This window comes from Bacillus paramycoides (assembly GCF_038971285.1).
Taxonomy (GTDB): Bacteria; Bacillota; Bacilli; order Bacillales; family Bacillaceae_G; genus Bacillus_A.
The window spans coordinates 1,019,453-1,045,482 of sequence record NZ_CP152427.1 but is presented as its reverse complement, the minus strand read 5'-3'; the positions used below and the strand labels follow the sequence as shown (position 1 = coordinate 1,045,482).

The window sequence follows — 26,030 nt, the reverse complement described above, 5'->3', positions numbered from 1 at the left end:
CATATTAAAACACCTCCCGAATTCGCATACTAAGTATGCAAATTCAATGGAGGTGTTCTTTTTATCATTTAGACTTGTAAAATGCTTCGTATTTCTTCTAAACGTAAATTTGTAAACTTTGCAATATTTTCGATTGGCATTCCATTTTTATGCATTCCACGAATTAATTGAATCTTACCTTCTTCAATCCCCTCTTTCTTTCCTTCATTACGAGCATGAGCGAACTTTGCGGCTTCATCCATCAAAACTTTCTCTCTTGCCTCATATGCTTGTCGGAAAGAAGAATCTTGACTCATACGCTCCCATTTATTCATCGCTTTTTGTAAAATCGGATCTTGGTTCATCGCAATGTCCTCCAATGTTTGGGTTAGTTGTTCATCCTCGTTTGCCGGAAGTAATAATAACCAACGAACAAACAAATCTTCCCAAGGATTTACTTGTTCATTCCGCCACTGTTGCATAAGTTTCGAAATCTCTACGATGTGAACTTCGATATCACTACTCAATATTTTATGTTGTTGTCGATTCCATAAAACTCCTGTTGTATGGAATGCCTCGTATTCAGGAAACATAACGAAATTTAACAAATTGATTGTAATTGTTTTATGAAGAGAGCTGTATGGCATTCCCTTTTGAAGTTGAGCTGTGTATAGCCTTCCCCAATAATATAAACTGCGTTTAATCATATCATGATTATTATTGAGTTGTATTTCTACATTGACTTTTGTTCCTGTGTCTAATGTAGCTGAAATATCTAAGATAGATAACTTATCTTCTTCATGTTCCCTGTGTAAATGTGGATCTGCAAATTGTAACGAAACAATGGGTGATTCTAAAGAATCCTGTAACATCGCATTTAAAAAAGCAATTAAAATATCTTCATTTCCACTTGTGCCAAATAATTGTTTAAAAGCAAAATCAATGCGTAAATTCACTAATTGTTGGCTGGACATGAAATTTTCTCTCTCCATCTCATAAGAGGCTTTTCTTTTATTGTACATAAAATAGTGATACGCATGCAAACACGCACTTACTTAAATTTCATAAAACGCCCTGTATTTGCAGGTTATCACATCACTTCTCACGATGCAGACATTCTTACGATTGACGTACTTCTATCCTCACCTTTATTAGATCCTGACACTTCCGAAAAAGATGAAGAAGAATACACTTATTTAAACACGAAAAGAGGGTTATTTATCATAACCCTCTTCTACTATCTCTTTACGTTTGTACTTGATCATAATAATGAATTCTTTTATATGCAACTTATATAAGTATTAAGGTGTTTTTCTCATTCTAAATGAAATATCTTTACGCCTATACACACTCAGTACAATCCCCATTATAAGCGCATGAAATACAGTCGGCGTTAATCCGTAGCTAATAAAAGGTAAGGATATAGCAGCAAGCGGCAATAATCCTAGTATCATTCCAACATTATAAATGAACTGGAATACAAAAAGAGTCAATCCACCAACGAGCAGCAATTTACCGTACCGATCATTTATTTTATAAGAGATGACTATTAATCTTGCTACAAAAAGAGAAAGAACGAAGACAAGAATTAACGCAAGCCAATACCCATAATAGTAAGTCAAACTTGCAAATACAAAATCAGTATCCGGAGCAGGGATGAATTTCATATCTCTATATGTACCAAACCAACCTGCTGATGACATTACCTCTTTTAATCGTATATACATAAATCCTGCGCCACCTGCATCACTCTCAGGATTTAAATACCCTAAAAGTCTATCTAAGTGGTATCCTGAAGACCATGATACGGATACCTTAATAATAAATAAACAAATAGGTACAACCGTAATAATCAACGACGTTTTCTTTCCTAGCTTACTCCACCAAAGCATAACGAATACCATCGTAATATAGATAAAAATTGACGAAAGGGTGGATACAATCAAAAATAAGTACAAAGAAAATAAATATAAAACCACAAGATGTATAATCTTTAACCTACTATTATTAAAAAAAGAAGCCCAAGCTAGAAAAAAGAAAGGCACTGCCATTAGACAGTCAATTGCAATTGGACCGATTTGTATTAACGGTTCTCCAATCATTGAAGCGTTTGGAAAACAGTATAGTATTAACAGGACAACTACTCCGATTATATAAAACAACCATCCCATTCTCTCTAATTTCCGATAATCAAGTAACATCATCCCAATCGCTGTTACAACACCGAGAATAACAAATATCACCTTATTTATTATTACATCATTCGTATATTCAAAAACCAAAACCGGCAAAAACCCTAACCCCATAGCAGCCACTAACAAAGTAATTAAGAACAAATCCACCTTTGGCTTATGCAGTTTATTAAGTTCTTGCCCTAGTTTAACCGGACTTCCCATTTGCTCCACAGCTTTATTTTCAGCAATTTCCTCACTTAATCCTTTTTCTATCCATGTGTTCTTCGCCTGTTTCAAGTGAAAATCTAGTTCGGTTGCTACAAAGCTCTTTGCTTCTTTTGATTTAATATGATTCGTAACTTCGCTTACAAAACGCTCCCCTTTTTTATTCAATTTCGCCTCACTCCTGTACTAAGCCTTTTAATATAAATTGTACCTTCGCAGCATTTTTTTCTGCCTTTCGCAGCTTCTTTCTTCCTTTATCATTTAATTGATAATATTTAGCTCCTGCATGATCCCAGCTTGATTGAATAAAACGATTCTGCTCTAGGCGATGTAATACGGTATATAAAAACCCTTCATTTCCTTCGAATTTTTGAATCCCTCTTCCTCGTAGTAACTGTGACAATTCGTATCCTGTTTTTTCATTACTGAGAAGTTGTAAAATCGCTAACGAGATGTCCTCTTCCTTTTCGTATGATGCATTGATTTTTTCGCGCACCCGCTTTCGATGTTGATCAGAAAAACTCAAATGTTTAAACGTTGTATTCTCCATTGATTTTCGCAGGCCTTTTAATCGATCTTCCATTTGATTATCCCTCCAATCCTTTCTTCAAAAGCTCCTTCGCTTTTTTCAGTCTCGTTTTTATCGTATTTTCCTTCACTTCTATTACTGTAGCAATCTCTTTAATTGATAATTCTTCATAATAAAATAGATAAATGACTTCTCGATATTTTATCGGTAAATTCATTACCGCAGAAGCGAGCTCACAGTCCTCAGCATTTTGAATGACAGTTTGTTCGACACTATCATTTTGAACCCCCATATAAGCAGATTCATCCTCTGTCACGATCACCTTTTTGTTATACCAACTTTTTATATAGTCCTTACATTGATTAATCGCAATTCTCCATAACCACGTTTTCACATTCGACTTCCCTTTGTATGTATGAAGAGATTTATAGCATTTCACAAATATATCTTGCGTTACATCCTCAGCAACCTCTTTATTGCTTACATATGAATACACAAGCTGTAGCACTTCTTGTCCATACTTGTTCATGATTTCATCGATAAGAAGTTCCTTATCCTCTATCTCAAACGCTTCTACCGTTAATTCATCCACATCATTTCCTCCTTCCCATATATTAGACGACGCACTGTATGGAAAAGTTTTATAAATGTATAAAAAAATACGGATGGCAATAACGTTTTTTATAAAACACTTTCCAGCTACTTACATATAATAAACCGAATAATCGTTACAATACATTCACGTAAAGAGCGCCTCTCTCCCAAGGCGCTCTTTACGTTTGCAATAAGGGGGTTTTCTTAGTTTTCTATCGTCAAGATTCCCCTCATCGCTAAATGAAAAAGAGAACCGATTTAATCGAGTCCTCCTTCTTTCTAACACTCACTTAAAGAATCCAATATCTCATGGCCATACAAAGAGGGCTTCATAATATCAAACCCGATAAATTCTTCATACTTCTTATCCGAAAAATATAGTGAAACTTTAATCAGTGGGGGTTTTGTTCACCCCCCACTGATTATCAGCCCTCACCAAGCGGGCTTTTACGGGCAGCCCGCCCCCCCACCTAACTTCTTTGCTTCCGCTGAATTTTGAGGTGGGGTCTTACTGCCCGTTAATGCGGGATAAAATACGATATTATGAAATGACACTTTTTGCAAATGAATATCCTGAGAAAGTCTAAATGAGTATATGTATGTATTATCACTTGAAGTTTTCTTTATATATATTTTACTTCTATTTGTTAATCCTTTTAATTTACGAGCATTTTCTCCAAAAAACTCAATCCCCACTATACGATCAAATTGATCTATATCTACATTTAGTTTTGGATTTTCTTCTAATTCTTCAGTCGATTCAATCTCAATTTCTGAAGGGAATGGAATTACATACAGATATGCCATCTGGATTTCAGAATCATAAGTAATTAATTTTTTCATGATACACCTCATATCCGTATTCATTTGTCTTGTTCCCTATTTTAAAACATAATACAATTGAAATGTAACTTAATAAGCTATAACTAGTAGGTGTGGCAATCATCTCTTCCATTTTGAAAAAAGGGGGAGGTGATAAAATGATCGCGATGTTTGTCATTAAATTAGTGTACGGTATCCTAACCGGAGCTGGCGTTGTCATCGGTAGAAGATACGTCGGTCCGTGGCTAATTTCTATATACAAAAAAGCGAGAACCACCCTGCTTCGTGGAAAAGGTAAGGGCGGTTCTCGGCTAAAACGTTAATGTAATTGTCTTATAACCGCACCTACTACCACCACAATAGCAAGTTAGGTTACACAAGGCAGAAGTTTCTCAGGCTTCTGTCTTCTTTATTTTATGCAAAATTCATACTATATACTCTATCATCATTGTAACACATTTTATTTATTTTTAGTCAAGGTAAAAAAAACACCTGAAGAGGTTCTCTTCAGGTGTTTCTCTATTTTACGCTAATGCAGCTGCTTGCTCTTGTTGATCTACAGGAATGACAGCGTCTGTTAATGCTTTTTCTAGTTCTGCTGTGTATTTCATTTGCTCTTCTTTGCTCCAGCCTAGTTTCGCAGCCATGTAATTGATTACTGCTTCTTTCCACTCGTATACCCAGTGGATGTTGAAGAATACAGCGCCTCTGCGGCGTACGAAGAAGTCAACTGGTTTTGCTGTCATTTCGTAATCCATTGCGTATACAAGTGGGATTAGAACGTCTAGTGGCATGTTGTATTCTTTCGCTTCGTCTTTATGTTTTTTCGCTAAGTCGAATAGTACGTCAACGTTAGAGCCGTAGAATTTCGCGAATTCTTCTGCTTGCGCTGTTGTTAAACCGTATTTTGTACCTTCGCCTGCTTTTTTCGCGATAAATGCTGGTAATCCTTTAGAGCCATCTACATGTCCACCTGAGATTGGCATATGTTTCGTTGTGCTCTTCGGATATGCACTATGACCTTCTTTTTGTAGTAAGTTTGTTACGTAGTCTACTACCATTTCAGCCATTTTGCGGTATCCTGTTAATTTACCACCTGCGATTGTAATTAAACCAGATTCAGAAGTCCAAATTTCGTCTTTACGAGAAATTTCAGATGCACTCTTTCCTTCTTCATAAATTAACGGACGAACACCAGCCCAGCTTGACTCGATGTCTTTTTCCGTAATTTTTACGCTTGGGAACATGTAGTTAATCGCATTAATGATGTATGTGCGATCTTCTGTTGTCATTTGTGGTACAGCTGCGTCTTTATCGTAGAACGTATCTGTTGTACCTACATAAGTTTTTCCGCCGCGAGGAATCGCGAACACCATACGTTTATCTGGTGTATCGAAGTAAATCGCTTGGCCTAATGGGAAACGTTTTTGGTCAATTACTAAGTGAACACCTTTTGATAACTGAAGTACTTTTCCTTTTTTCGAGTTATCTTTTTCACGAAGTGTATCTACCCAAGGACCAGCTGCGTTTACAATTTTCTTACCGTAAACTTCGTATACTTCACCGTCTAGTAAATCGATTACACGTACACCGCATACTTTTCCATCTTTATATAAGAAACCGTCTACTTTTGCGTAGTTAACAGCTTTTGCACCGTGTTCAATTGCTTCTTTCATTACTTCAATTGTAAGACGCGCATCGTCTGTACGATATTCTACGTAGTAACCGCCGCCTTTTAATCCTTCTTGTTTTACAAGAGGCTCTTTCTTCAGCGTTTCTTCACGGTTAAACATTTTTCTGCGCTCGCTTCGTTTTACACCTGCTAAGAAGTCGTATACACGAAGACCAATTGATGTACTGAATGATCCGAACGTACCGCCTGTATGGAATGGAAGTAACATCCACTCTGGTGTTGTTACATGGGGACCGTTCTCATATACAATCGCACGCTCTTTCCCTACCTCTGCTACCATTTTCACTTCAAGTTGTTTTAAATAACGTAGACCACCGTGTACAAGCTTCGTTGAACGACTTGATGTACCTGCTGCAAAGTCCTGCATTTCAAACACAATTGTTGATAACCCGCGTGTTGCTCCATCTAATGCAATACCAGAACCAGTAATACCTCCACCAATTACGATCACATCTAATTCTTGTTTATTTACTCCGTTTAATACGTCTTTACGTTGTTTACTTGAAAATTTCATGGTAATTCCTCCCTTTGATAACGAAAAAAGAGACCACAAACTCCGCTATAGATTTCGCCTCTATAGCGTGTTGTGGTCTCTCCAAATCTCCTACCGAATTATTAACTTGTCACCATTATAACACTGTTTATGATTATTTGAAAGCTTTTGTTGCTTCAATTGCTTTTTTCCATCCAGCATATAGCTCTTCGCTTGTTGCTGCTTCCATCGTTGGTTCAAAGCGTTTGTCCATATGCCACTGTTCTTTAATTTCATCTTGATTTTTCCAATATCCAACCGCAAGACCTGCTAAGTATGCTGCACCTAAAGCTGTCGTTTCGTTGATTACTGGACGTTCTACAGGAACATCTAAAATATCACTTTGGAACTTCATTAAGAAGTTATTTTTAACTGCTCCACCATCAACGCGTAATGTTTTTAGTTCAATACCTGAATCTGCTTCCATTGCGCATAATACGTCTTTCGTTTGGTAAGCTAAAGATTCTAGTGTTGCACGAATGAAATGCTCTTTCGTCGTACCACGCGTTACGCCAAACATAGCGCCGCGTACTTCACTATCCCAGTACGGTGTACCTAAACCTACGAATGCTGGTACAACGTATACACCTTCAGTTGATTCAACGCGAGAAGCATATACTTCACTCTCACTTGCATCTTTAAACATGCGCATTCCGTCACGTAACCACTGAATTGCAGAACCTGCTACGAAAATACTTCCTTCTAATGCGTAGTTTACTTTACCATCTATTCCCCATGCAATTGTTGTTAATAGACCATGCTCAGAAGCTACTGCTTTTTCACCAGTGTTCATTAACATGAAGCAACCAGTTCCGTAAGTATTTTTCGCCATACCTTCACCGAAGCAAGCTTGTCCAAATAATGCTGCTTGCTGGTCACCAGCTACACCTGCAATCGGTACATTTTGACCGAAGAAGTGATAGTCAATTGTTTCTCCATAAATTTCAGATGATGGACGTACTTCTGGAAGCATGCTCTTTGGTACTGTTAACATGTCTAGAAGCTCATCATCCCATTGTAAGTCGTGAATGTTAAACATTAATGTACGTGATGCATTTGAGTAATCCGTTACGTGCGCTTTACCACCAGATAGTTTCCATACAAGCCACGTATCAATTGTTCCGAATAATAGATCGCCGTTTTCAGCCTTCTCTCTTGCACCTTCAACGTTATCTAAAATCCATTTTACTTTCGTACCAGAGAAGTATGCGTCAATTAAAAGACCTGTTTTTTCGCGAACCATTTCGCTATATCCTTTTTCTTTTAACTCATCACAAATTTCAGCTGTTTGGCGAGATTGCCATACGATTGCGTTATAAATTGGTTTGCCTGTTGTTTTATCCCATACAACCGCTGTTTCACGTTGGTTCGTAATACCGATACCAGCGATTTGTTCTGGCTTTACATCCGCTTCGCTTAAGCAAGTTGCGATAACTGCTAAAATAGATCCCCAAATTTCTTGCGCGCTATGCTCTACCCAACCTGGCTTTGGAAAATGTTGTGTAAACTCTTTTTGAGCTGAATGAACAATTTCACCTTTTTTATTGAAAAGAATTGCGCGTGAGCTAGTTGTTCCTTGGTCTAAAGAAAGAATATATTTTTTCATATCGGTTTCCCCCTATGCTACTTTTCTACTATTTGTGTTGCTTTCACTTTTTTTACTTGTCATATAAGAGATTGCTAGTACAATCACAGTTGCAATAATTACATAAGTAAGTGCTGCATTTTGTTTTCCTTCAAATACAACTTGATGGAATAATCCTGCAAGTGATCCACCTAAAATTGGACCAACTACTGGAATCCATGCATACTTCCAGTTTGAGCCGCCTTTTCCTGCAATCGGAAGGAAGAAGTGTGCGATACGCGGACCTAAATCACGAGCCGGGTTAATCGCGTATCCTGTTGTTCCACCTAATGATAAACCAATACTTACAATTAAGAAACCTACGATAAATGGATTTAAACCATCTGCAAATTTATTTGCTCCAATTGCTAATATACCAAATACTAAAACGAACGTTCCAATCATTTCACTTAAAAGGTTTGCAAATGTGTTCGGAATTGCTGGACCTGTTGCAAATACGCCTAACTTTGTTCCTGGATCTTCTGTTTCTTTCCAGTGCGGTAAGTAATGTAAATATACGATAACTGCCCCGATAATTGCCCCAATCATTTGTGCTGCAATATAACCAGGTACGTCACTCCATGGGAACGCTCCCTTAAATGCTAGTCCTATCGTTAAAGCTGGATTCAAATGTGCCCCACTAATTGATCCAACCGCGTACGCTGCAACCGCTACCGCTAAGCCCCAGCCCATTGTAATTACAATCCAACCAGAATCTTTCGCAAACGACTTCTTTAAACTTACACCAGCACAAACGCCGCCACCAAGTACGATTAACAACGCAGTCCCTATTAACTCTCCTAAAAATGCTGACATAGTATCCCTCCACAATCAATTTAAACGCTTTCAAATGTGATAGAGGTAAAATGAATGGCCATTCGTTTTTTTCAAAAGAAAAAGACCCACAGCTTTGCACGCTTCTATATAAATTTATATAGAAACAATGAAATGTGGATCTCTACTTTTCTCCGTCACGTTTATTAACTTGTCTATAATGTTAACCTCTTATGAAAGCGGTGTCAACAGAATTATTTCACATTTTCGTCACTTTTTTTGGTAATGTTTCCATAGTTCGCGTTTTGATGTCGTAATTGCTGTCGCACCAGCATGTAACGCCTTCTCCACATCATCAACTGTACGGATGAAACCACCCGCCAAAATCGGTACACCAGTGCGCTCTTTCACTTCAGCGATAATGTCCGTCATAGCCCCTGGAAGCACCTCAATATAATCCGGCTTCGTCTTTTCTAACAGATTGCAACTCTTCTCCATTGCACTAGAATCGATTAAAAAGATACGCTGAATTGCCACAACGCCCTTTTGCTTCGCCTTCATAATTACACTCGCCTTTGTCGAAAGTAACCCGTACGGTCTAAACTCTTGGCATAAATACTCCGTCGCATGCCCGTCACTTTGTAATCCATGGATCAAATCAACATGTAAAAACACCTTTTTACAATATTGCTTCGCAAGTGACACGACACTCTTCAATTGACCGACATGAATATCTAAAATAACAATATACTCATACGAACTATGTAATAACTTTTCCAAATCTTTAATTTGCCTCACTGCCGGCAAAATCTTCTGTTCATGAAATTCCATTCTAAATGTCCCCTTCTTTATGTCATCCTATCCTTTATAGTACACAATTTGAGTGGAAAGAACAGCTAGTGTGAGGAAATTCTTTCTTCTATCTATATATTTTCTTTAACTTATCACTATAACCATTAATATGAGGGGTAAAAAATTCATTACGCACGGTGCATCCGCTACAAATGTAATACTCGCGCCGGCAAACTTATTTAACATCCATACAACGATTTTTATAACAAACAAAAATACACCCACCATAGTTTCATTTTCATCAAAAAAAAAGAAGCTAACAATAAATTGTTAACTTCTAGCTGAAAGTAAAATAGTATCTTTCTTGATCTTCTAATATCTAGGTTGTGATTGAATATTTGTAAGATGAACGTCATACATATCAATGATTTCAAGAAATCTATCCGCTTCACGGAAAACATGGTCTGCTAATAATGGATGGATGATACTCTTTATTTTACATTGCTCAATTAAATCACGCGCTGTTTTCTTAAAATCCCGAAGAGATGCAACCGACACACGATTTTGATCTAAAAATTGATCTAAAAGAGGGACTGTTTGAGATTGTGGCTTCATAGATTCTAAGTCAATTGCTTGATACATTAATGCATCAAAATCATTGCTAAAATTCCGCGCTGTATCTACAAGCTTTCTTTCTGATGGATCAAGAAGATGACCGATAAATTTAGCATGGTCTGCCATAATCCGTAAAAAGAAAACATTTTCTTTAATAATAGCATCAGGAAGAGCGTCTAATTTACCTTCGTTTAATTCCATTAAACGTTTTCTAAAATAATCAGCTTCCCTACTCGTATGGTCAACTAAAAGTGGGAAGTTATTTTGTCCTGGTAATTTACACGTGAGAATTAATCCTAAAATTTTTCGTTTAAATCCCCAAATATTAGTTGCAGCTTGTTGTACTTCTGCATTAAATCTTTTTATTTGCTCAGGATCTATTTCATTTGTATAGGAATGCGCTATTTGTTCAATATGTTCAAACAATCGATAAAATTGATTCGCCTCTTCAATTAGTTGCGTATCCTCGCATCTAAACCCAAGGCGAAGAAAAAGAGAATGCTCCTTCATGATTCTAGACCAAAAACGAATTTCATTTAATGAACGCTCAACAAACATTACAGATGTAACACCTGTATCCGGATGTAATGATGTTTCATCCCTATGCATTGTTAATCCCCCCCAGTAAAATACCCCGCTAGTTCTATTCTTATGAGTAGAAATATATATAAATACCATTTATAAAAGTTCATGATGAATTTCGTATACATGCTCCCAAAAAAGAAAAAAGACTACCACCTAGATGTAAAGTTCTACTAAGTGGTAGCCTTTCAAAATGTCTATTAAAGCAACACAGAATCCTTATCACTATCTTGATTACGTTTCTCGCGTTCCTCTGCTAAGCGCTTCATATACACTTCGCCTTCTTTTTCAATAAACTCATTATCCATCTCTTGCTCTTTTTTTGAAGTATATAAAACCATGTAGCCACTTAATACGATTCCAACAATTACAAGATACACCCACCATGGTAAAGTTTCCACTCTACTTCATTCCTTTCCTTAGACAAGCCTTATTAGTTTCACTGTATGAGGAAAGAGGTGGATTTATGCTTAAAATTTATTGCGGATTCTTCGCGAAGAACGCTTGTACATATTTCATAAATTCGATTGGTTCCTGACGAAACGGTGCATGGTATCCCTTTTCAATGATATGGAACGTACTATTCGCAAATAGCTGATGATACAGTTCACCATTTTTCCAAGAAACGCTCTTATCATGTCGTCCCCATATAATTAAAGTCGGCACCTTAATTTTATCGGCTTCCATCGCAATGCGGCGCTCTCTCATTTTCGTCAGCTGATCATAATGCTCTTTATCATCACGACTATTTTTCACTTCATTTTTATTGTAATCCGTAATCTCTGTTACAGTTTGTAGGTCTGTCGATAGTGGAGGCACTTCATAACTTTCTTTTTGCTGGAAAGACTCGATCCCTGTAGAATCCGCTAAAATAAGATGCGTTACTGCATCCGGATATAAATACGCTAGATTCAGGGACATCTCTCCGCCCATCGAATGACCAAGTACTGCGAATTGATCGTATCCGAGTTTCTTCATTAGTTTATAATATAAATTCACTTGCGCAGGAAACGAATACTGAAAATCAATCGGCTTAGAAGAACGTCCAAATCCTAAAATATCAACCGCGATAATCGTGTGATCTCGTGCAAGTTCCGGATAAATATCACTAAACCCATCAGATGAACCCCCAAACCCGTGAAGCATAAGTAAAGGCGGCTTCCCCTCTCCAATTTGCTTAAAATAAATCGTCTGCCCATCAATTTGCGCCATACTCTCTTTCGTATGCAGCTTCATCATAACAGTATCCTTCACTTCTTCAACCTTCGCAATCGGCTTATCAACGAAGTTACATACGATAAGCAAAACGAGCATAATACCACTAATCAAATAAAACTTAAACCGTTTCAACATTCCCGTCTCCTTTCTCTTGTTGCTATTTAAAGTTTTTACATTATTTGGTTGTTTTATAATTATTTTTAATTGTAACCATAACAGTTACAATTATATTAAAAAAATATTACTCACTTCTATTAGCGATGGCTATTTTGTAACTATTATAGTTACATATTTAAAGTAAGTCAATTCTTTTATAACTAAAAAGAAAAAAGAGACCTCATTGTGAGATCCCTTTTTCTCTTTTAGCCACCATAATCCCCATGTTCAGCTTTCATTAGTGTTGGACTTTTTTGATGATCTGTTGAACTATACACCCCTAAAGTCAGTGTAAATACTGTTACAATCCCTAATAATTTAATTACTACTTTTTTCATTTTAAAGCCCCCTTATCAAAAAGTTTTTCTCTTGCTTTTTTACTAAAATAAAAATACTTACTTGCCTCTTCCCAAAGGTTTTCTTCATAAAATTTCACTGCTAATTTTTCCTGATACTCCTGAGTATAATCATATAACTCTTCTCTTTCAAAATACGTAATTCCTCTAAGAATAATGCCCTCTAATTCTTCCGCTTTTACACCTTGATTTAATGCATTTAAAATTTCATAATGGTGTTGATAGCCTTCAATTTTCGAATCTCTACAAATCTTCAATCCTTTTTCTATAAGCTTATTTGCAATCTCATGCTCTTTTAACTTGTAATGCTCTTTTGCTTTTACATAAAGAGCTTTATAATGTTGGGGAGATTTTTCTACTACTTCAGTAAGATAACGAATTGCCAATGCAGATAAATTTTGCGTAGAATACATCCATCCTAAATTATGACGAACCATAATAATAAATTTTTCTTCACCAATTTTTTGGAATTGATCCATAGCAACTGTGAAATGCTCTTCAGCTAATTCCCATTCCTTTAAGTTCATACAAGCTAAGCCTAAAATATTATCACAAAAAGCTACATTTAATTCATATCCATCATGATTTGAATACATATCCTTTGCCTTCGTTGCATGTTTAATAGATACCAAAGCTTGTTGTATATCATAATGAAATGTAGCTAACTTATAATAAAACTCAGCCTTTTCTAATTGATCAGGAACATACTTCAAAAAACTTTCAGCCTTTTCGTAATGTTCTTTAGCGAGATGAAAATTTCCTAACTCACTAGCATGTATTGCTTTAAAAAAGTGATAATAATAAGTTAAAAAATTATCTGTTGGTTGATCAAACGAATCTATCTTGTTAAAACTCTCTTGAGATAAGCCTAGATTATCTATTAAATAGTTATATCGAAATTCTAGCAAATAATAATAAAGTAATAGATTTTGGTCCTGCAAACCTTCTCCAGTCTCTTTTTTTAGTTTAGTAAATTTAAAATCAATTTCTTGTTTTAGACGTTCTGCATTACTTATACGTCTTGATCTAATCTCTAGATACCATTCATTCAATAGCTGCGTCAGTTTTTCGTTTGTAGTAGATGTAATCATGAAACCCCTCCTAATCATCTGTTATGTACTCTTCCATAAATAATAACAGAAAATTCAAATATCTATCCCGTTCATCCTACAAATAAATATTTCTCCATAATTAACTGACAATTTATTAATTATTTTATAAAGATTATCCAATTTGATAATTACCCAAATAAAAAAGCAAGCAATTCCAGCGATCCGCTAAAACTACTTGCTCTCCTACTTACTCTCTCTATTGTTACTCTTTAATAAATTCCTTCGTACTTCTCACTGTATCAATTGGACGAACTAATTTTTCAATCTCTTCACGTTTTGGCTCTAAGAACGGAGGTAAAGATAATTTTTCACCAAGTGTTTCGTATGGCTCATCTCCCATAAATCCTGGACCGTCTGTTGCGAATTCAAATAAAATTTGTGGTGCAACTCTTGCGTATAATGACTCGAAGAAGTGGCGATTTACATATCCAGATGACGGAAGTCCAACGCTACTGATTCTCTCAATCCATTCTTCTAATACAGCACGATCTTCTACGCGGAATGCGGCATGGTGCACCGTACCAAATCCTTGTTGTGCTTCAGGAAGGACCGTATTATGTTCTACAATAACAGAGGCACCGTTTCCGCCTTCGTTTACTTCAAATAAATAGAATTCTCCTTCTTGCGCAATCTCTTTAAATAATAAAACTTTTTCTAGCACTTCTTTAAAGAAACTAAAGTTTGCGATACGGATAAATACAGGTCCTAAACCAGTAATTGCGTATTCTAATGGAACTGGACCGTTTTGCCACGGTGTACCTGATTCTACCCCATTATCTAATTCATCTGAGATTAATTGATAGTGTTGATCGTCAAAGTCAACGAACGAAAGAGTTTTCTTACCAAATTGCTCTTTAATGCCTGTATGTTCTACTTCAAGACGGTCAAAACGTTTCACCCAATACTCTAACGCCGCATCAGTCGGCACTCGGAATGAAGTTTTTGAAATTTCATTTGTACCGTGTACTCCTTTTGGAACACCTGGGAAGTCAAAGAATGTCATATCTGTCCCTGCACTACCTTTATCATCTGCAAAGAATAAATGATACGTTTGAATATCATCTTGGTTTACTGTTTTTTTAACTAAACGCATTCCTAAAACGTGAGTGAAAAACTCATAGTTCTTTTCTGCACTACTTGTAATTGCTGTAACGTGGTGAATTCCTTTTAATTGATTCATTTTATATTCCTCCAATGGTTTTAAAGTTATATTTTCTCTTCTATTATTCCTCTTCAATAGGTGCTAATTTCGCTTCAATTTCTGCTCGCTGACCCTCTAAGAACGGCGGTAAATCAAGTTTTTCTCCTAAATGTTCTACATCTCCATCAACTGTAAATCCTGGTCCATCTGTCGCAATTTCAAATAGGATTCCGTTTGATTCGCGGAAGTATAAGCTTTTAAAGTAGAAACGGTCGATAATACCTGAAGAATGGAAACCTTTTTGTATTACCTGTTCTTCCCAATAAGCAAGCTCTGCATCGTTTTTTACACGAATTGCTAAATGATGAATGCTACCGCGGCCCGGCTTTTCAGTAGGACCATCTAAATATTTCACAACGATTTCTCCGAAAGCTTCTCCTTTCATAGACTGGAAAATCGCTTCTTCATCGCTTCGGCTAACTTCTGTATAACCAAATATATCTGTTAATGTATTCGCTAGTTTATCAAGTCTACGCACTGTCATTTCCACAGAACCCATTCCTTGAATTTGATGCTGTGCAGGAACTTCGGATTTCTTCCACGTTTCCCAGTGCTCCACTTTTTCTCCGTTTGAAACGAGTAGCACGAGGCGAAGACCTTCCGCATCCTCAAATTGTAAAGCAGGACGATTTGCATATGTTGTTATTTCACTATGTTTTACACCAAACTTCTCAAATCGTTCTTTCCAGTAATGTAAACTTTCCTCTGACGGAACGAGTAATCCAATTCGCGTAATTGCATTCGTACCACGGTACGTTTTTCCTACTAAAGGAATTTCAAAAAATGATAGTTCCGTACCTGGACTTCCTGTTTTATCTCCATAAAATAAGTGATACATGGACGAATCATCTTGGTTTACTGTCATTTTCACACGACGTAAGCCAAGTACATTTTTATAAAAGTGATTATTTTCATTTGCATTTTTCGTAACCATTGAAATATGATGATGCCCTTTAATTTCATACATTGTTTATTCCTCCGCTTCATTTTACTAGTCAAGTGATAACTAAAAAAATAACATTTCCCACAACTAATATGGTTTTTAGCGTTTCAATTTATTCTCATTATGTTTTTGTAAATTCATCTTAGTTTTTACTGCATAAGTTACTTTGTTTTGTAAGTCGAAAGCAAGTGAGTGTATGTTTTTCATATGACTCAATCGCTTTCGTTACTATCACTTTACAACTCAAGTGATTAAAAAGCAAGAGAAAAATCTCGAATTCGAGATTTTTTTAATGCATAACATTTTGGACTGCAGAATGGTTTAGTAAATATAAAAAACATTAGTGGAGAAAAGAACCGTCAATCTAGATTAAAGTTGCAACGCCATCAGCAAAACAAAACATCATCAAATCAGGAGATTTCTCCCCCTATGAAACACCAGATGGGCAACTTAATGGATTGAAAGGATACCTTGATCGTAGATGTTGGTGGTATGAGGTTAAGTAAGATAAGAGACTAGCCTTCTTTTACAAATTTAATGTTGATTCTATTAACTTCAATTTCAACATAATTGTTAAAGTATTCACTATGTTCCAGGAATATTTCATCTTCGTCTATAATAATAATCCCTGCATCAATAAACCAACGATTTAATATTCCACTGATACGATACTTGAAGGAATTATCCATTTTCTTTAAATTTTTCACTCCATCTATTCCTTCATTTATTTCAATATCATCAAAAACTGTAATGTCGAGAATAACAGGATAACTTTTTCCTTCTTCAATTTTATATGGACAAACAGTGGAGAATCCCGTAACGTTTACTTGTTTTTTGCGGATAACTTATGCATAACGTCCATCCGTTAAAACGTACTTTACGATGACTTCAAAAAATAACACAACCCTTTATTTTTCTCTCTACTATCGTCGTACACTGTACATAGCCATTACAATCTATAAAACAACAATAAAAATTTAACACTTAATGCACTTATAAAATTATAGTGCTCTTTTAAATTTCTACGCTAAAATGCAAAAAGCACTTGTTGCCTTTAATTGACAATCAAGTGCTTTAAGTTCATCTATTTTTAAGTAGCATAAATTTGTAAGTTTTGTAGTAACAGTATGACACCTTTTACATGTCATGACAACTACTATGTTAAATCTTACGAATTTGTACGAGCTCGTTAGTTTTATATACATTCCGTGTGTTTATATTCATCACCCAGTAAAATGTCATCTCGCCTAAGCTCGTACCTCGTTTTCTTATTCTATCATTGCACATAGCACTCTATGATGGTTTAACCATCATGGAGTATGCACTTTTAAACAACCTATTCTTTTTCTTTCCACTACAATAATAAGTTCTTTTCTTGTTGACTTGCCTTATGTGCTTTTATATCTTTTCAACTTTAAATATTAGATGCTCTTAATTACCTCATTAACAGATTCACTAAACATATCAGGGTCTTCATTTTTTATATCAATCAATAATTCTTTAATACTAATCGTAATTGATGGATCAAATTCCGAAAGTACTTTTCCATATGCTAATCTTACTTGAGGGTGATTAAGAATTCTATAATGTAAAATTTCTACCCATTCTTTTGCTGAGTTAATCATCTTCGGAACAGCTTTAGCAATACATACAAGTCCTTCTTCTATATTATTTTTATATAAGCTCTCTATTCCATGAATTAAACCAAACATAACCTCAAATTGCTCAGTCTCATCATCCAAAACTAAACATAAATCTGTAATAACAGAGACGTCGTTGTACTCTATTACTTCCATTAATGACTCATTAAAATCTCGTATCTCATTTTCATTTTCTAATAAACGATTATCATATAGTCTTTCTAGATGACTCTTAATATCCAAAGGTAATCATCCTTTCCATGTTTTATTTATCAAATAAATGCGGATACAGCTCTTTGTTTCTTTTAATAACTTCTCTTAAACCTTCTCTTATCTCAGCAGTATGTAAACCATCTTTTATATAAATTCTTCGAGCATCCAAAATATCATGAGCTAAGGCATCACGAAAGCTAAGGTTTAAATACGCCTTCGATTTTTCTCCTGATAGACCATATGTATATGTTTCACGATGTCTCCCACCGGTCCCAGGATGAGGTTGTTCCATATTCATACTCACACCATCATTCCTTTTTATACCAGCTTGTTTCATTTTCTCTGCAGAAGGCATATGATGTGGAGTAATATTATCAAAAGCAGTTCCTTGTTTCACAAGTTGTTTATAGGTTCCAACTTTTCCTTCATTAGTCAATAGAGCTTTACCCGTACCCTTAACTACATCGGCTCCTCCAACAGGTACTTTTTTAGCTGTATTTATAGCCTCAGTAGCCTTAGCAGTCATTTTAACTCCTTTACCTACTTTAGCTATCTTTCCAAAGGGTGTAAGGCCGGCTACAGCCATGACACCTGCCCCAGCACGTTCCCACCCCGAAAGTTTTTCGCCAGTAGATGGATCAATACCATCCCAAACACGACGAACATCATACTCACCACTTATTTCTCCAGCTATATCCCTAGCTAATTTCCCACCATCAAAGCCTTTCTCTTCAGAAGATGTTTTACCGCACATTGCACCTTCTTCCATTGTAACATCTTGATCATCCGCATTGCGAAATTTTTCAGCAATTCGTTTCAAATCTTCTTCTACTTGTATAATTGAATTGATAGATGTAAAAGCTTTTGGTCGCGCATCATTGAACATTTGAATGAACTGTTGATTAGAGGCACCAATCCATTGAAAACACAAATGATCAATTTCATTACATAAATTATTATGTATAGATTCTAATGCGATTCTGGTATTACTTGCACGATTTGCGACTTCTTCTAGCATTTCAGGTGTTACTTTGATTTGAACCATTTCTTTCCTCCCTTTCCCAATTAAAATTATGAGATAAAAAGAAAAAAATGTAAATACAGAAACTTTAGATTAGTATAATAATGTGTATATAAAATAAAATCTGCTTAATTGCAAATAGAACCTATGTGTGTGCAATTACACTAATAAAATAAAAGGGCATCCCCAAACGGAAATGCCCTTTTATTTCAGGTTTAAATTACACCCATCCCTTTTAATATCTCAATTAAACTAGTATAGAAGTATTCACATGCCTCTGTCTCAGAATTAAATGTCTTAAGATTACTCTTTGTTCCTCGCTCACTATAATATACTTCCTATACTCCATTCTGTTCATTGAAACAATACGATTCGTTTGGTAATCCATCCTTTAAACTATATAAATCCTTTGACACCTCTTCTTGTAAGAATTTCTGTTCTAACCCATTTTTCCACATGTTTAGAACCTACCCTTTTCAATGATTCTTCTTCAATTATTTCCTTTTAACTATTTCATTTCATTTTCAATAAAAAACAGCCCCACTAAGCTTTTTAACACTTAATGAGGCCATTCAATTAATTATGGAACGACGGTTTATAGAACGAACGATTATCAAGAGCAAAGACACGCTCTGTGTATTCGCCTGGTTTTGTGCGTCCTAATGCACGGTCCATCATGTTCATTTTTGCATCTAAGTTATCGATGTAGTGCAGAATTTCTGCTTCTTTTACTAATGGTGGTTTTGGGCTACCCCATTCTGCTTTTCCGTGGTGAGAAAGAACGATATGTTGAAGAATTAATACTTCTTCTGCATCGATTTGCAGCTCGTCTGCTGCTTTCCCAATTTCGTTCACCATAATCGAAATGTGACCTAGTAAATTTCCTTCTAACGTATACGTTGTAGAAATTGGGCCAGATAGTTCGATTACTTTACCAAGGTCGTGTAAAATAACGCCTGCATATAATAAGTCTTTATCTAATGATGGGTATAGATTTGAAATAGCTTTCGCTAAATCAAGCATCGATACGACGTGATACGCTAATCCAGATACGAATTCGTGATGATTCTTTGTCGCTGCTGGATATTCTAAAAATTCGTTTTGATGCTTATTTAATAAATGTCTTGTTAGACGTTGAATGTTCGGGTTTCTCATTTCAAATATGTATTGCGTAATTTTCTCAACCATATCTTCTTTTTTCACTGGTGCTTTTTCTACAAAGTCTGAGATGTCCGTTACTTCATTTTCATTCGCAACTCGGATTTGTTTCACACGTAATTGAATACGGCCTTTGTAGTTTAAAATATCACCAGCTACTTTCACGATTGTTTCCGCTACATATTGTTTCTCAACTTCTGGTGATACGTCCCATAACTTCGCTTCAATATCTCCACTTGGATCTTGTAAGATTACTGTTAAAAATGGCTTTCCATTGCTTGCGATACCTTTTGTCGCTGTTTTAATTAACAAGAAAATATCGACTTGTTCACCAACTTCATACTCTGCAATTTTCTTTTTCATTCGAATTCCTCCACCAAATCAGTTACTTTTAGTATAGCACACTACAACTCATTTTCTTTATGCTTATGCGTTAATTTTATAATCTGTTTTTCTGTAAAATACGTTAATAAATGCGCATGGCATGTAAAGAAGATGACCTGTCTATCTTTTGCGATTTCCTTTATGAGTTCAATTGTGCGATTTGTCCTTACCTCGTCAAAATGTACGAAACTATCATCAATAATAAATGGATAATCATGCTCAAATGTTTTCGCTAATGCAAATCTCAGCGATAGATATAACTGCTCCGCTGTCGCTTGGCTTAGTTCATGACTATAAAAACGCATACCATCATTACGCTCCACAATAAACGGCTCCGCCTCTGACGGTGAAAAGATTTTACTATATCGTCCGCCCGTTAAATAGACGAAATACTCTTCTGATTTTTGTAAAATACGAGGAAGATGTACCTCATGATAATATTGCTTCGTCTTCGTTAACACTGTCTTTGCGGCCGCATACGCAGCCCACTTCTTCACTTGTTCACGCACTTGCGCTTTTTTCATTTCCCATTCGTGCAGTAAATCGCCGTACGTACTACCTTCTTCTAAATTCGCAATTTCCATACGATGTTTCGCAATGCGCTCTGTTAGTTCTTTTTCCTTTGTAAGACAGTTTTGCATGACTGTCATTTCTTGCTTTAATTTCTCATCATAACCGTCAGCCTCATAATGTTCAGCTAATGACAAACTCGTTAAACGCTTTTCTAGCAAATCAATTTGCGGTAATAAACGCCCTACTTGCTTCTCAGCATCTTCACGTTTTTCCGCCAGTTTACCTGCTTCTAAAAACATCTCTTCATCTGTAGCATGTGCGATATGCCATAAACTATCTCGTTCTACTAACAGTTGTTTCAATTGCTCTTGCATGAACGCATACTCTTCTTGCCATTCGGCAAGCTTCTCTTTTAGCTGTTTACAAGTTTGGCGTTTTTCTTTCTCATTTTGCATACGACTTTGCGCCTCGTGTAGCTTACTATACTCCGCACTACCGATAACAGTTTCTAGTTTATGTTCAAAATGCGAAATCATTTCATATAATGAAGATTTGCGCTCACTTTTCTTCTCTAAATCACGATATAATTGCTGCATCTTTTCCATACGCTCAAACGCCGGTAATATGTGCGCATACGTATAAAACTCAGGGAACGTATAGCGCTTTTTATACACATTTACTTGTTCGCTCGTGCGGAACGTTTCCCTCTCCCATTCCTCATACGATGAAACGACTTTATCATACGCTCGCTCCATTTGCTGCAGCTTATACGACTCGCGCTCAAATAGTTTACGTATCTCTTCATCTTTTTCTAACTCATAGCGTACAGACATCGCTTCTTCACTTTGTCTCCCGCCAGCACTCTGCTGAAGAGTAAGAAGCTCTTCTTGTAGCCCGTTTGACGGATCTTTATATAAAACAAGGGCAAGAACGATCCCTACAAAAATAATGACACTAATAAATAAGAGCGGGCGATTGTCTATAAATAAGCTCGTGAATAAAACGACTGTGTTAATAAGAAGTAACAGAAGACAAACTCTTTGCCATTGCTTTTTCTTTTGCATAGCCGCTCCTGCTTTTTCCTCATACTTGCGCTTCATTCTCTCTGCACCCATACCGATAAATGCCGCATCTTGGAACGACTTCTCTTTCTCAGCTAACGCACTTCGCTCTTCATCCGCTAACATTTGTTGCTTAATCTGCCTTATATTTTCTTCTTGTTCTTCTAATTGCTCCTGTGCTACTTTAAAACGATCATCAAGCTGTGCTTTTTGTGTTTCTAATTCACGCGCCTTTTGCACCGCTTGCGTAATTAACTCTTTCGTTGCCAAACTCATATCAAACGACAGAACTGTTTCTTTTTCAAAAGTAGCACCGATTTGTTGCTCTAGTTCTGCCAGTTCTTCTTTTATATTCGTAATCGTTCCTGTCAAATCACGCATTTCTTGGCGTGCATTTTCGTAAGACATATGCTGCATACGAAGTTCTTCTACATAACTTTCTTTTTGCAAAAACTCTTCATCTATTTGAATCGATTCCATTTCCGATTGCACATTCTCAATTTTTTTATGAAGTGAGTCCACTTGTAATTGAAGAGGCTCCATCTTCGCCTTAATCGCTTCATAGCGCGCCATTCCGTTTACAGGAAATTGCCCGTTCTCGTTTTGTAACACTTTCTCGTGCGCACGCTTTTCAATAACGAGTGGTTCTAGCGCTGCTAATATTTCATAATCTTGCTTTCGCTTTTCTGCATTCTCTTTTTCCACGCGAACAGAAGCAAGTTTCTCTTCACTTTCTTTTAACTGCTCCACTTGCTTTTCATACGTACCAATTTTCCCTTGCCACTCTTTCATCTTCTCTTCAAGTTTCTTCATCTCTTGTAGTGACACGTTAATTTCTGGTTTACGCCCGCTCGGTTTAAAGCGCTGATCCATTTCTTTTTCTAGCTTTTTATCTAGCTGCAATAACGCATCACTTCCGACTGCGCTTGCTGAAAATAAATAATTGCCGATATCCGCTTCACCAAGCTGATGAATGTTTTGAAGACCGTGCATATCGAATGAAAAGACAGATTCAAATAAACTTTCATTCATCCCGCTTAATATATCGTGTAAAATTTCCTCGCCGCCCGTTTTCCCGTCTTCAAAATAAACGGTCACCTCACCAGCTGCCGTCTTTGGCAATCGTTCAATTTTCAAACGGCCGTACTTCTCTGTTTCCACAGTGATCGCACCGCCATACTTGCCGCCTTCTTTCGGCTCATAACGGCGCTGTCCTCTCGTCGGAAAACCGAATAAAATACTTTTCATAAATGAGCGAATTGTTGATTTCCCCGCTTCATTTTCACCGTATAAAACAGTCAGCATTGACAGATCCATTTCCACATTTTCTAATTTTCCGTACCCATAAATATGGAGTTTTTCCATTCTCATTTCTTATCCCTCTCTTGCTGGAATAATTGTTCTAAAATAATGTTTTCTGCTTCCTTTTGAATCTCTTTCTTCTCTTCTTCTGTAAAAGATTCAATACTATTGCGTGCTACAGGAGATGTCCAAATGGTGCGCAACACGCCATCCATATTGGTGAAAGCTTCTAACTCTTTTAGCACACTACCGACGAAATGATTTTCTTCTTTCAAACGCTCGATTTCTGCAAAAGAAACCGTCTCATTTTTCCACTTCATCGCATATACGAAATCTTTTCGCTCTTCGCCCGCTGCTAAAATATGAAAAATCTCTTCCACACGTTTTTCATCGCGTAAATAAGGAGAAAGTGGCCCCTGCCCTGTAAATACGACCGTTAAAAGCGTCCCTTCCTCTTCTCTTCGGCATTCATTCATCGCACTCGATACGCTCGTCATAAGTTCATCGACAGTTTCAAGTCCATCAATATTTACTTCTATCTCATCCCACACAACATCCGCCGTATGGAAAAATGAACAGTGCGACCCTTGTTTCGTAAGTTCAATAAGGTACGCACCCTTCTCGCCCGTTTCCTTACGATGACGTCCTTGTATATTACCTGGATAAATAATGTATGGCTCTTCTGATAAAATTTCACGTTTATGTATATGGCCAAGAGCCCAATAATCAAATTGCTTTTCTTTCAGCTCACGAATTTGAAACGGTGCATAGCGATTATGCTCTGCATCCCCTTCCACACTTCCGTGAAGCATGCCAATATGAAAAGGCGCATCACTCATTTTCGTATACTGCGCTGTCATATTATCCGTTACCGCTTGCTGCAAATAACTAAAACCGTAAATAGAAGCTAACAACTCACCATTTTTATAAAATGATTTCTCTTCTACATAAGGCTCCGTAAACACGTGAACATTTTCCGGAAACTCAATTGCAGCCCAGCTTCCCCCTAAATGATCGTGGTTACCGTGAATAATAAAAACAGGGATATCGTACTGCGAAAGTCTCTTCATTTGCTCGCGCACAAACACTTGCGCTCTCAAACTTCTCGTCTCCGCATCATACAAATCCCCGACTAGTAATACGAAATCAACGCGCTCTTGAATCGCTTTATCAACAATACGCTCGAAAGATTCAAACGTACTCTGCTTCATTCTCTCCCAAACAGACTGCGGTACATTCATCTCCATTCCTTTAAACGGACTATCCAAATGCAAATCAGCCGCATGTATAAACTTCACTTGTTTCACAAATAACGATCCTTTCTATGTTTCAAAAGTTTCACCTTATTGTAACACGCAATGTCATATATTTCTTTGCATATTCTAGTGATTTATGCCAAAATAGTTATAAGATTCTGATTTCTATTATTGGAGGGAATTTCCATGGGAGTATACGTTCTAACAGTCTTTGAAAAAGATGGTTCTAAAGCATTAGACGAATCATTCGAGGCGGCAACTGAAAAAGAAGCGAAAGCAAAAGGTGAATCTATTTTAAGAGAAAAAGGATTGTATGAAAAAACACATCGCTGCACATCTTCTGCAGGTAAGCTCGTTTTATTCCAGCGCTAAAAAAAGAAGCGTCATCCGCTTCTTTTTCACTCTACTATATCTTCGTCACACCACGTAAACACCACATCTAGAATGCGATTACCGATACGTACGCGCTTATTCCATTTTCCTGTTTGGATCTGATGTTGCAACTCTGCTTTCATCTTTTCCGTCCAGTCGTGAATCGTTTCACTACCGTCGTACGGATATACGCTTGGAAACTCCTTCTGCAGTAGATGCAAGCTCTCTACATCAAAATGAAAATGATAGAAGTAGTTTGCTGTAAGCGATGGTTCTTGCAATCGTAAAAAATGATCATCAATTTGCTTTCTATTTCTGTAGAAAGTAAAGATATTCACTTTACCGCTCGTAATTTGGTCAATTTGAATTTCGTGCTTCTCTATAATCACGTCTTGCCCACCTCGTTATATACTACCTTTAGTATATATGTCTTTTGCAACAAAGTTAACCATTTTCGCGCGAAATTCATTTCCTTCATTATATTACCTGTACCTCCATATGCAATCAGAACAAATAAAACAAAGTTGAAGGGGAGCGATTACATGTATTTCGGAAGCAAAGGTTGGTATGTAAAAGAACTTAAAAAATTAGGTATTCGTACTTATGAAGGCAAAAAACTAGAATCGTATCGTACGCATGTGTTATCTAGTTTACTTGAGAGAATGAAAAGAGCTTCGGCTTAATTGATGTAGGAAGCGACTACGGTTGCTTCCTTTTTATATAGTGGTAAAAAAGAAATAATCCTATCTTAACGTTCTATCTTTACCGTTATACTCTCTTGATAAAAACCACCCATTATCAACTGAATCTCTATTACCAAATCTCTTTCTAGATAATCATTCGTACATACTTTAAATTCCCCATACTTATTAACCCGTCCGCTTCCAACATACATATCACCACTTGTTATGACAATTGTTGAATGAGGTTCTGCACGACCCAACACAAAATTATGAACATATTCCACAGAAGCTATCGTTATTTTTTGATGCATATCATTAATTGAACCTATACATTTCTTTTTACACAAATTAACATTACTTTCTTCAGCCTTCGAAAACGCCAGATTCCTGTTAATCTTTTCTGAAGAGGAAGCAACATTCCCCAGCCAAATAAACCTATCAAATGTAGTAATAGGTAGAAACATCTACGCTAACTCCCCCATTCTTCCTTCTCGTTTTTATCGACT

The 26,030-nt window shown here is 36.5% G+C and carries 27 protein-coding genes and 4 pseudogenes; 4 read left to right on the top strand and 27 right to left on the bottom strand.

Features of this window, described 5'->3' with window-relative positions; translation table 11 throughout:
• Positions 1-68 precede the first annotated feature (68 nt).
• Positions 69-953 (bottom strand): Rpn family recombination-promoting nuclease/putative transposase, encoded by an 885-nt coding sequence (locus AAG068_RS05365; protein ID WP_342718436.1) that lies wholly within the window; start codon positions 951-953, stop codon positions 69-71.
• Between the two features lie 63 nt (positions 954-1,016).
• On the opposite strand from AAG068_RS05365, the gene AAG068_RS05360 reads away from it, so the two are divergent.
• Entirely contained in the window at positions 1,017-1,277 is a 261-nt protein-coding gene (locus tag AAG068_RS05360; protein WP_342719832.1) for a hypothetical protein, read from the top strand.
• A gap of 3 nt (positions 1,278-1,280) precedes the next feature.
• Here the strand turns inward: AAG068_RS05360 and AAG068_RS05355 are convergent, their stop codons facing one another.
• The 18 genes and pseudogenes from AAG068_RS05355 to AAG068_RS05275 all read right to left on the bottom strand — a co-directional run bounded on the left by AAG068_RS05355 (position 1,281) and on the right by AAG068_RS05275 (position 15,945).
• The gene (locus AAG068_RS05355) at positions 1,281-2,546 is read right to left on the bottom strand and encodes an FtsW/RodA/SpoVE family cell cycle protein (protein ID WP_342718435.1); all 1,266 of its coding nucleotides are present in this window, start codon (positions 2,544-2,546) and stop codon (positions 1,281-1,283) included.
• A gap of 7 nt (positions 2,547-2,553) precedes the next feature.
• The gene (locus AAG068_RS05350) at positions 2,554-2,961 is read right to left on the bottom strand and encodes a PadR family transcriptional regulator (RefSeq protein WP_342718433.1); all 408 of its coding nucleotides are present in this window, start codon (positions 2,959-2,961) and stop codon (positions 2,554-2,556) included.
• 4 nt (positions 2,962-2,965) lie between these two features.
• Positions 2,966-3,499, bottom strand: coding sequence for a sigma-70 family RNA polymerase sigma factor (locus tag AAG068_RS05345; RefSeq protein ID WP_342718432.1), 534 nt, complete (start codon positions 3,497-3,499; stop codon positions 2,966-2,968).
• Between the two features lie 281 nt (positions 3,500-3,780).
• Positions 3,781-3,879, bottom strand: a pseudogene (locus tag AAG068_RS29900) (DUF2283 domain-containing protein); the annotation flags it as partial.
• Between the two features lie 69 nt (positions 3,880-3,948).
• Positions 3,949-4,344, bottom strand: a complete 396-nt coding sequence (locus AAG068_RS05340; protein WP_342718430.1) for a DUF2283 domain-containing protein — start codon at positions 4,342-4,344, stop codon at positions 3,949-3,951.
• Complete coding sequence (locus tag AAG068_RS05335) at positions 4,322-4,585, bottom strand: hypothetical protein (protein ID WP_342719831.1); 264 nt, start codon at positions 4,583-4,585, stop codon at positions 4,322-4,324. Before AAG068_RS05335 ends, AAG068_RS05340 begins: the two co-directional genes overlap by 23 nt.
• Before the next feature lie 262 nt (positions 4,586-4,847).
• Positions 4,848-6,530, bottom strand: coding sequence for an aerobic glycerol-3-phosphate dehydrogenase (gene glpD / locus AAG068_RS05330; protein ID WP_001988666.1), 1,683 nt, complete (start codon positions 6,528-6,530; stop codon positions 4,848-4,850).
• Between the two features lie 133 nt (positions 6,531-6,663).
• A complete protein-coding gene (gene glpK, locus AAG068_RS05325; protein WP_098347355.1) occupies positions 6,664-8,154 on the bottom strand; it encodes a glycerol kinase GlpK in 1,491 nt (496 codons plus the stop codon).
• A 12-nt stretch (positions 8,155-8,166) separates the two neighbouring features.
• On the bottom strand, positions 8,167-8,988 hold the full coding sequence (gene glpF / locus AAG068_RS05320) for a glycerol uptake facilitator protein GlpF (protein WP_342718429.1): 822 nt from the start codon (positions 8,986-8,988) through the stop codon (positions 8,167-8,169).
• A 228-nt stretch (positions 8,989-9,216) separates the two neighbouring features.
• The gene (glpP, locus tag AAG068_RS05315; protein ID WP_001970619.1) at positions 9,217-9,777 is read right to left on the bottom strand and encodes a glycerol uptake operon antiterminator GlpP; all 561 of its coding nucleotides are present in this window, start codon (positions 9,775-9,777) and stop codon (positions 9,217-9,219) included.
• 88 nt (positions 9,778-9,865) lie between these two features.
• Positions 9,866-10,047 (bottom strand): annotated as a pseudogene (locus AAG068_RS05310) (helix-turn-helix domain-containing protein); the annotation flags it as partial.
• Between the two features lie 63 nt (positions 10,048-10,110).
• A complete protein-coding gene (locus tag AAG068_RS05305) occupies positions 10,111-10,962 on the bottom strand; it encodes a DUF2935 domain-containing protein (protein ID WP_342718428.1) in 852 nt (283 codons plus the stop codon).
• Between the two features lie 173 nt (positions 10,963-11,135).
• Positions 11,136-11,336, bottom strand: coding sequence for a sporulation YhaL family protein (locus AAG068_RS05300; protein WP_000449227.1), 201 nt, complete (start codon positions 11,334-11,336; stop codon positions 11,136-11,138).
• A gap of 76 nt (positions 11,337-11,412) precedes the next feature.
• Positions 11,413-12,285 (bottom strand): alpha/beta fold hydrolase, encoded by an 873-nt coding sequence (locus AAG068_RS05295; protein WP_342719710.1) that lies wholly within the window; start codon positions 12,283-12,285, stop codon positions 11,413-11,415.
• A 230-nt stretch (positions 12,286-12,515) separates the two neighbouring features.
• Positions 12,516-12,647, bottom strand: coding sequence for a hypothetical protein (locus AAG068_RS05290; protein WP_000758182.1), 132 nt, complete (start codon positions 12,645-12,647; stop codon positions 12,516-12,518).
• Entirely contained in the window at positions 12,644-13,756 is a 1,113-nt protein-coding gene (locus tag AAG068_RS05285; RefSeq protein ID WP_000633310.1) for a tetratricopeptide repeat protein, read from the bottom strand. The genes AAG068_RS05290 and AAG068_RS05285 overlap by 4 nt, the downstream gene beginning before the upstream one ends.
• A 223-nt stretch (positions 13,757-13,979) precedes the next feature.
• A complete protein-coding gene (locus AAG068_RS05280; RefSeq protein ID WP_342718426.1) occupies positions 13,980-14,957 on the bottom strand; it encodes a ring-cleaving dioxygenase in 978 nt (325 codons plus the stop codon).
• A 43-nt stretch (positions 14,958-15,000) separates the two neighbouring features.
• On the bottom strand, positions 15,001-15,945 hold the full coding sequence (locus tag AAG068_RS05275; protein WP_342718425.1) for a ring-cleaving dioxygenase: 945 nt from the start codon (positions 15,943-15,945) through the stop codon (positions 15,001-15,003).
• A gap of 365 nt (positions 15,946-16,310) precedes the next feature.
• Here AAG068_RS05275 and AAG068_RS05270 point away from each other — a divergent pair.
• Positions 16,311-16,427, top strand: a pseudogene (locus tag AAG068_RS05270) (N-acetylmuramoyl-L-alanine amidase C-terminal domain-containing protein); the annotation flags it as partial.
• Between the two features lie 9 nt (positions 16,428-16,436).
• Here AAG068_RS05270 and AAG068_RS05265 read toward each other — a convergent pair.
• The 6 genes and pseudogenes from AAG068_RS05265 to AAG068_RS05240 all read right to left on the bottom strand — a co-directional run.
• Positions 16,437-16,739 (bottom strand): annotated as a pseudogene (locus tag AAG068_RS05265) (hypothetical protein); the annotation flags it as partial.
• A 603-nt stretch (positions 16,740-17,342) separates the two neighbouring features.
• Entirely contained in the window at positions 17,343-17,804 is a 462-nt protein-coding gene (locus tag AAG068_RS05260) for an Imm30 family immunity protein (protein ID WP_342718424.1), read from the bottom strand.
• A gap of 22 nt (positions 17,805-17,826) precedes the next feature.
• Positions 17,827-18,819 carry a WXG100 family type VII secretion target gene (locus AAG068_RS05255; protein WP_342718423.1) on the bottom strand — a complete coding sequence of 331 codons (993 nt, stop codon included), beginning with the start codon at positions 18,817-18,819 and terminating at the stop codon, positions 17,827-17,829.
• A gap of 552 nt (positions 18,820-19,371) precedes the next feature.
• The gene (gene yhaM / locus AAG068_RS05250) at positions 19,372-20,316 is read right to left on the bottom strand and encodes a 3'-5' exoribonuclease YhaM (RefSeq protein ID WP_098671140.1); all 945 of its coding nucleotides are present in this window, start codon (positions 20,314-20,316) and stop codon (positions 19,372-19,374) included.
• Between the two features lie 41 nt (positions 20,317-20,357).
• Complete coding sequence (locus AAG068_RS05245) at positions 20,358-23,282, bottom strand: ATP-binding protein (protein ID WP_342718422.1); 2,925 nt, start codon at positions 23,280-23,282, stop codon at positions 20,358-20,360.
• Positions 23,279-24,520 carry a metallophosphoesterase family protein gene (locus AAG068_RS05240; RefSeq protein ID WP_342718421.1) on the bottom strand — a complete coding sequence of 414 codons (1,242 nt, stop codon included), beginning with the start codon at positions 24,518-24,520 and terminating at the stop codon, positions 23,279-23,281. The genes AAG068_RS05245 and AAG068_RS05240 overlap by 4 nt, the downstream gene beginning before the upstream one ends.
• Before the next feature lie 135 nt (positions 24,521-24,655).
• Here AAG068_RS05240 and AAG068_RS05235 point away from each other — a divergent pair, with 135 nt between their 5' ends.
• Positions 24,656-24,841, top strand: a complete 186-nt coding sequence (locus AAG068_RS05235; RefSeq protein ID WP_000539553.1) for a YhzD family protein — start codon at positions 24,656-24,658, stop codon at positions 24,839-24,841.
• Between the two features lie 26 nt (positions 24,842-24,867).
• On the opposite strand, the gene AAG068_RS05230 is transcribed toward AAG068_RS05235, so the two are convergent.
• Positions 24,868-25,230 (bottom strand): hypothetical protein, encoded by a 363-nt coding sequence (locus tag AAG068_RS05230; RefSeq protein WP_098671137.1) that lies wholly within the window; start codon positions 25,228-25,230, stop codon positions 24,868-24,870.
• A gap of 153 nt (positions 25,231-25,383) precedes the next feature.
• Between AAG068_RS05230 and AAG068_RS05225 the strand changes: the two genes are divergently transcribed.
• Entirely contained in the window at positions 25,384-25,524 is a 141-nt protein-coding gene (locus tag AAG068_RS05225) for a YflJ family protein (protein ID WP_000273537.1), read from the top strand.
• A gap of 65 nt (positions 25,525-25,589) precedes the next feature.
• On the opposite strand, the gene AAG068_RS05220 is transcribed toward AAG068_RS05225, so the two are convergent.
• The gene (locus AAG068_RS05220) at positions 25,590-25,988 is read right to left on the bottom strand and encodes a hypothetical protein (protein ID WP_342718419.1); all 399 of its coding nucleotides are present in this window, start codon (positions 25,986-25,988) and stop codon (positions 25,590-25,592) included.
• Positions 25,989-26,030 lie beyond the last annotated feature (42 nt).

What these genes read in the sequence shown, in the direction of transcription:
- AAG068_RS05365 (WP_342718436.1), bottom strand. Translation starts at nt 953, where the DNA reads ATGTCCAGCCAACAATTAGTGAATTTACGCATTGATTTTGCTTTTAAA.
- AAG068_RS05360 (WP_342719832.1), top strand. Translation starts at nt 1,017, where the DNA reads ATGCAAACACGCACTTACTTAAATTTCATAAAACGCCCTGTATTTGCA.
- AAG068_RS05350 (WP_342718433.1), bottom strand. Translation starts at nt 2,961, where the DNA reads ATGGAAGATCGATTAAAAGGCCTGCGAAAATCAATGGAGAATACAACG.
- AAG068_RS05340 (WP_342718430.1), bottom strand. Translation starts at nt 4,344, where the DNA reads ATGAAAAAATTAATTACTTATGATTCTGAAATCCAGATGGCATATCTG.
- glpD (WP_001988666.1), bottom strand. Translation starts at nt 6,530, where the DNA reads ATGAAATTTTCAAGTAAACAACGTAAAGACGTATTAAACGGAGTAAAT.
- glpK (WP_098347355.1), bottom strand. Translation starts at nt 8,154, where the DNA reads ATGAAAAAATATATTCTTTCTTTAGACCAAGGAACAACTAGCTCACGC.
- glpF (WP_342718429.1), bottom strand. Translation starts at nt 8,988, where the DNA reads ATGTCAGCATTTTTAGGAGAGTTAATAGGGACTGCGTTGTTAATCGTA.
- glpP (WP_001970619.1), bottom strand. Translation starts at nt 9,777, where the DNA reads ATGGAATTTCATGAACAGAAGATTTTGCCGGCAGTGAGGCAAATTAAA.
- AAG068_RS05305 (WP_342718428.1), bottom strand. Translation starts at nt 10,962, where the DNA reads ATGCATAGGGATGAAACATCATTACATCCGGATACAGGTGTTACATCT.
- AAG068_RS05290 (WP_000758182.1), bottom strand. Translation starts at nt 12,647, where the DNA reads ATGAAAAAAGTAGTAATTAAATTATTAGGGATTGTAACAGTATTTACA.
- AAG068_RS05285 (WP_000633310.1), bottom strand. Translation starts at nt 13,756, where the DNA reads ATGATTACATCTACTACAAACGAAAAACTGACGCAGCTATTGAATGAA.
- AAG068_RS05280 (WP_342718426.1), bottom strand. Translation starts at nt 14,957, where the DNA reads ATGAATCAATTAAAAGGAATTCACCACGTTACAGCAATTACAAGTAGT.
- AAG068_RS05275 (WP_342718425.1), bottom strand. Translation starts at nt 15,945, where the DNA reads ATGTATGAAATTAAAGGGCATCATCATATTTCAATGGTTACGAAAAAT.
- AAG068_RS05255 (WP_342718423.1), bottom strand. Translation starts at nt 18,819, where the DNA reads ATGGTTCAAATCAAAGTAACACCTGAAATGCTAGAAGAAGTCGCAAAT.
- yhaM (WP_098671140.1), bottom strand. Translation starts at nt 20,316, where the DNA reads ATGAAAAAGAAAATTGCAGAGTATGAAGTTGGTGAACAAGTCGATATT.
- AAG068_RS05245 (WP_342718422.1), bottom strand. Translation starts at nt 23,282, where the DNA reads ATGAGAATGGAAAAACTCCATATTTATGGGTACGGAAAATTAGAAAAT.
- AAG068_RS05235 (WP_000539553.1), top strand. Translation starts at nt 24,656, where the DNA reads ATGGGAGTATACGTTCTAACAGTCTTTGAAAAAGATGGTTCTAAAGCA.
- AAG068_RS05225 (WP_000273537.1), top strand. Translation starts at nt 25,384, where the DNA reads ATGTATTTCGGAAGCAAAGGTTGGTATGTAAAAGAACTTAAAAAATTA.
- AAG068_RS05220 (WP_342718419.1), bottom strand. Translation starts at nt 25,988, where the DNA reads ATGTTTCTACCTATTACTACATTTGATAGGTTTATTTGGCTGGGGAAT.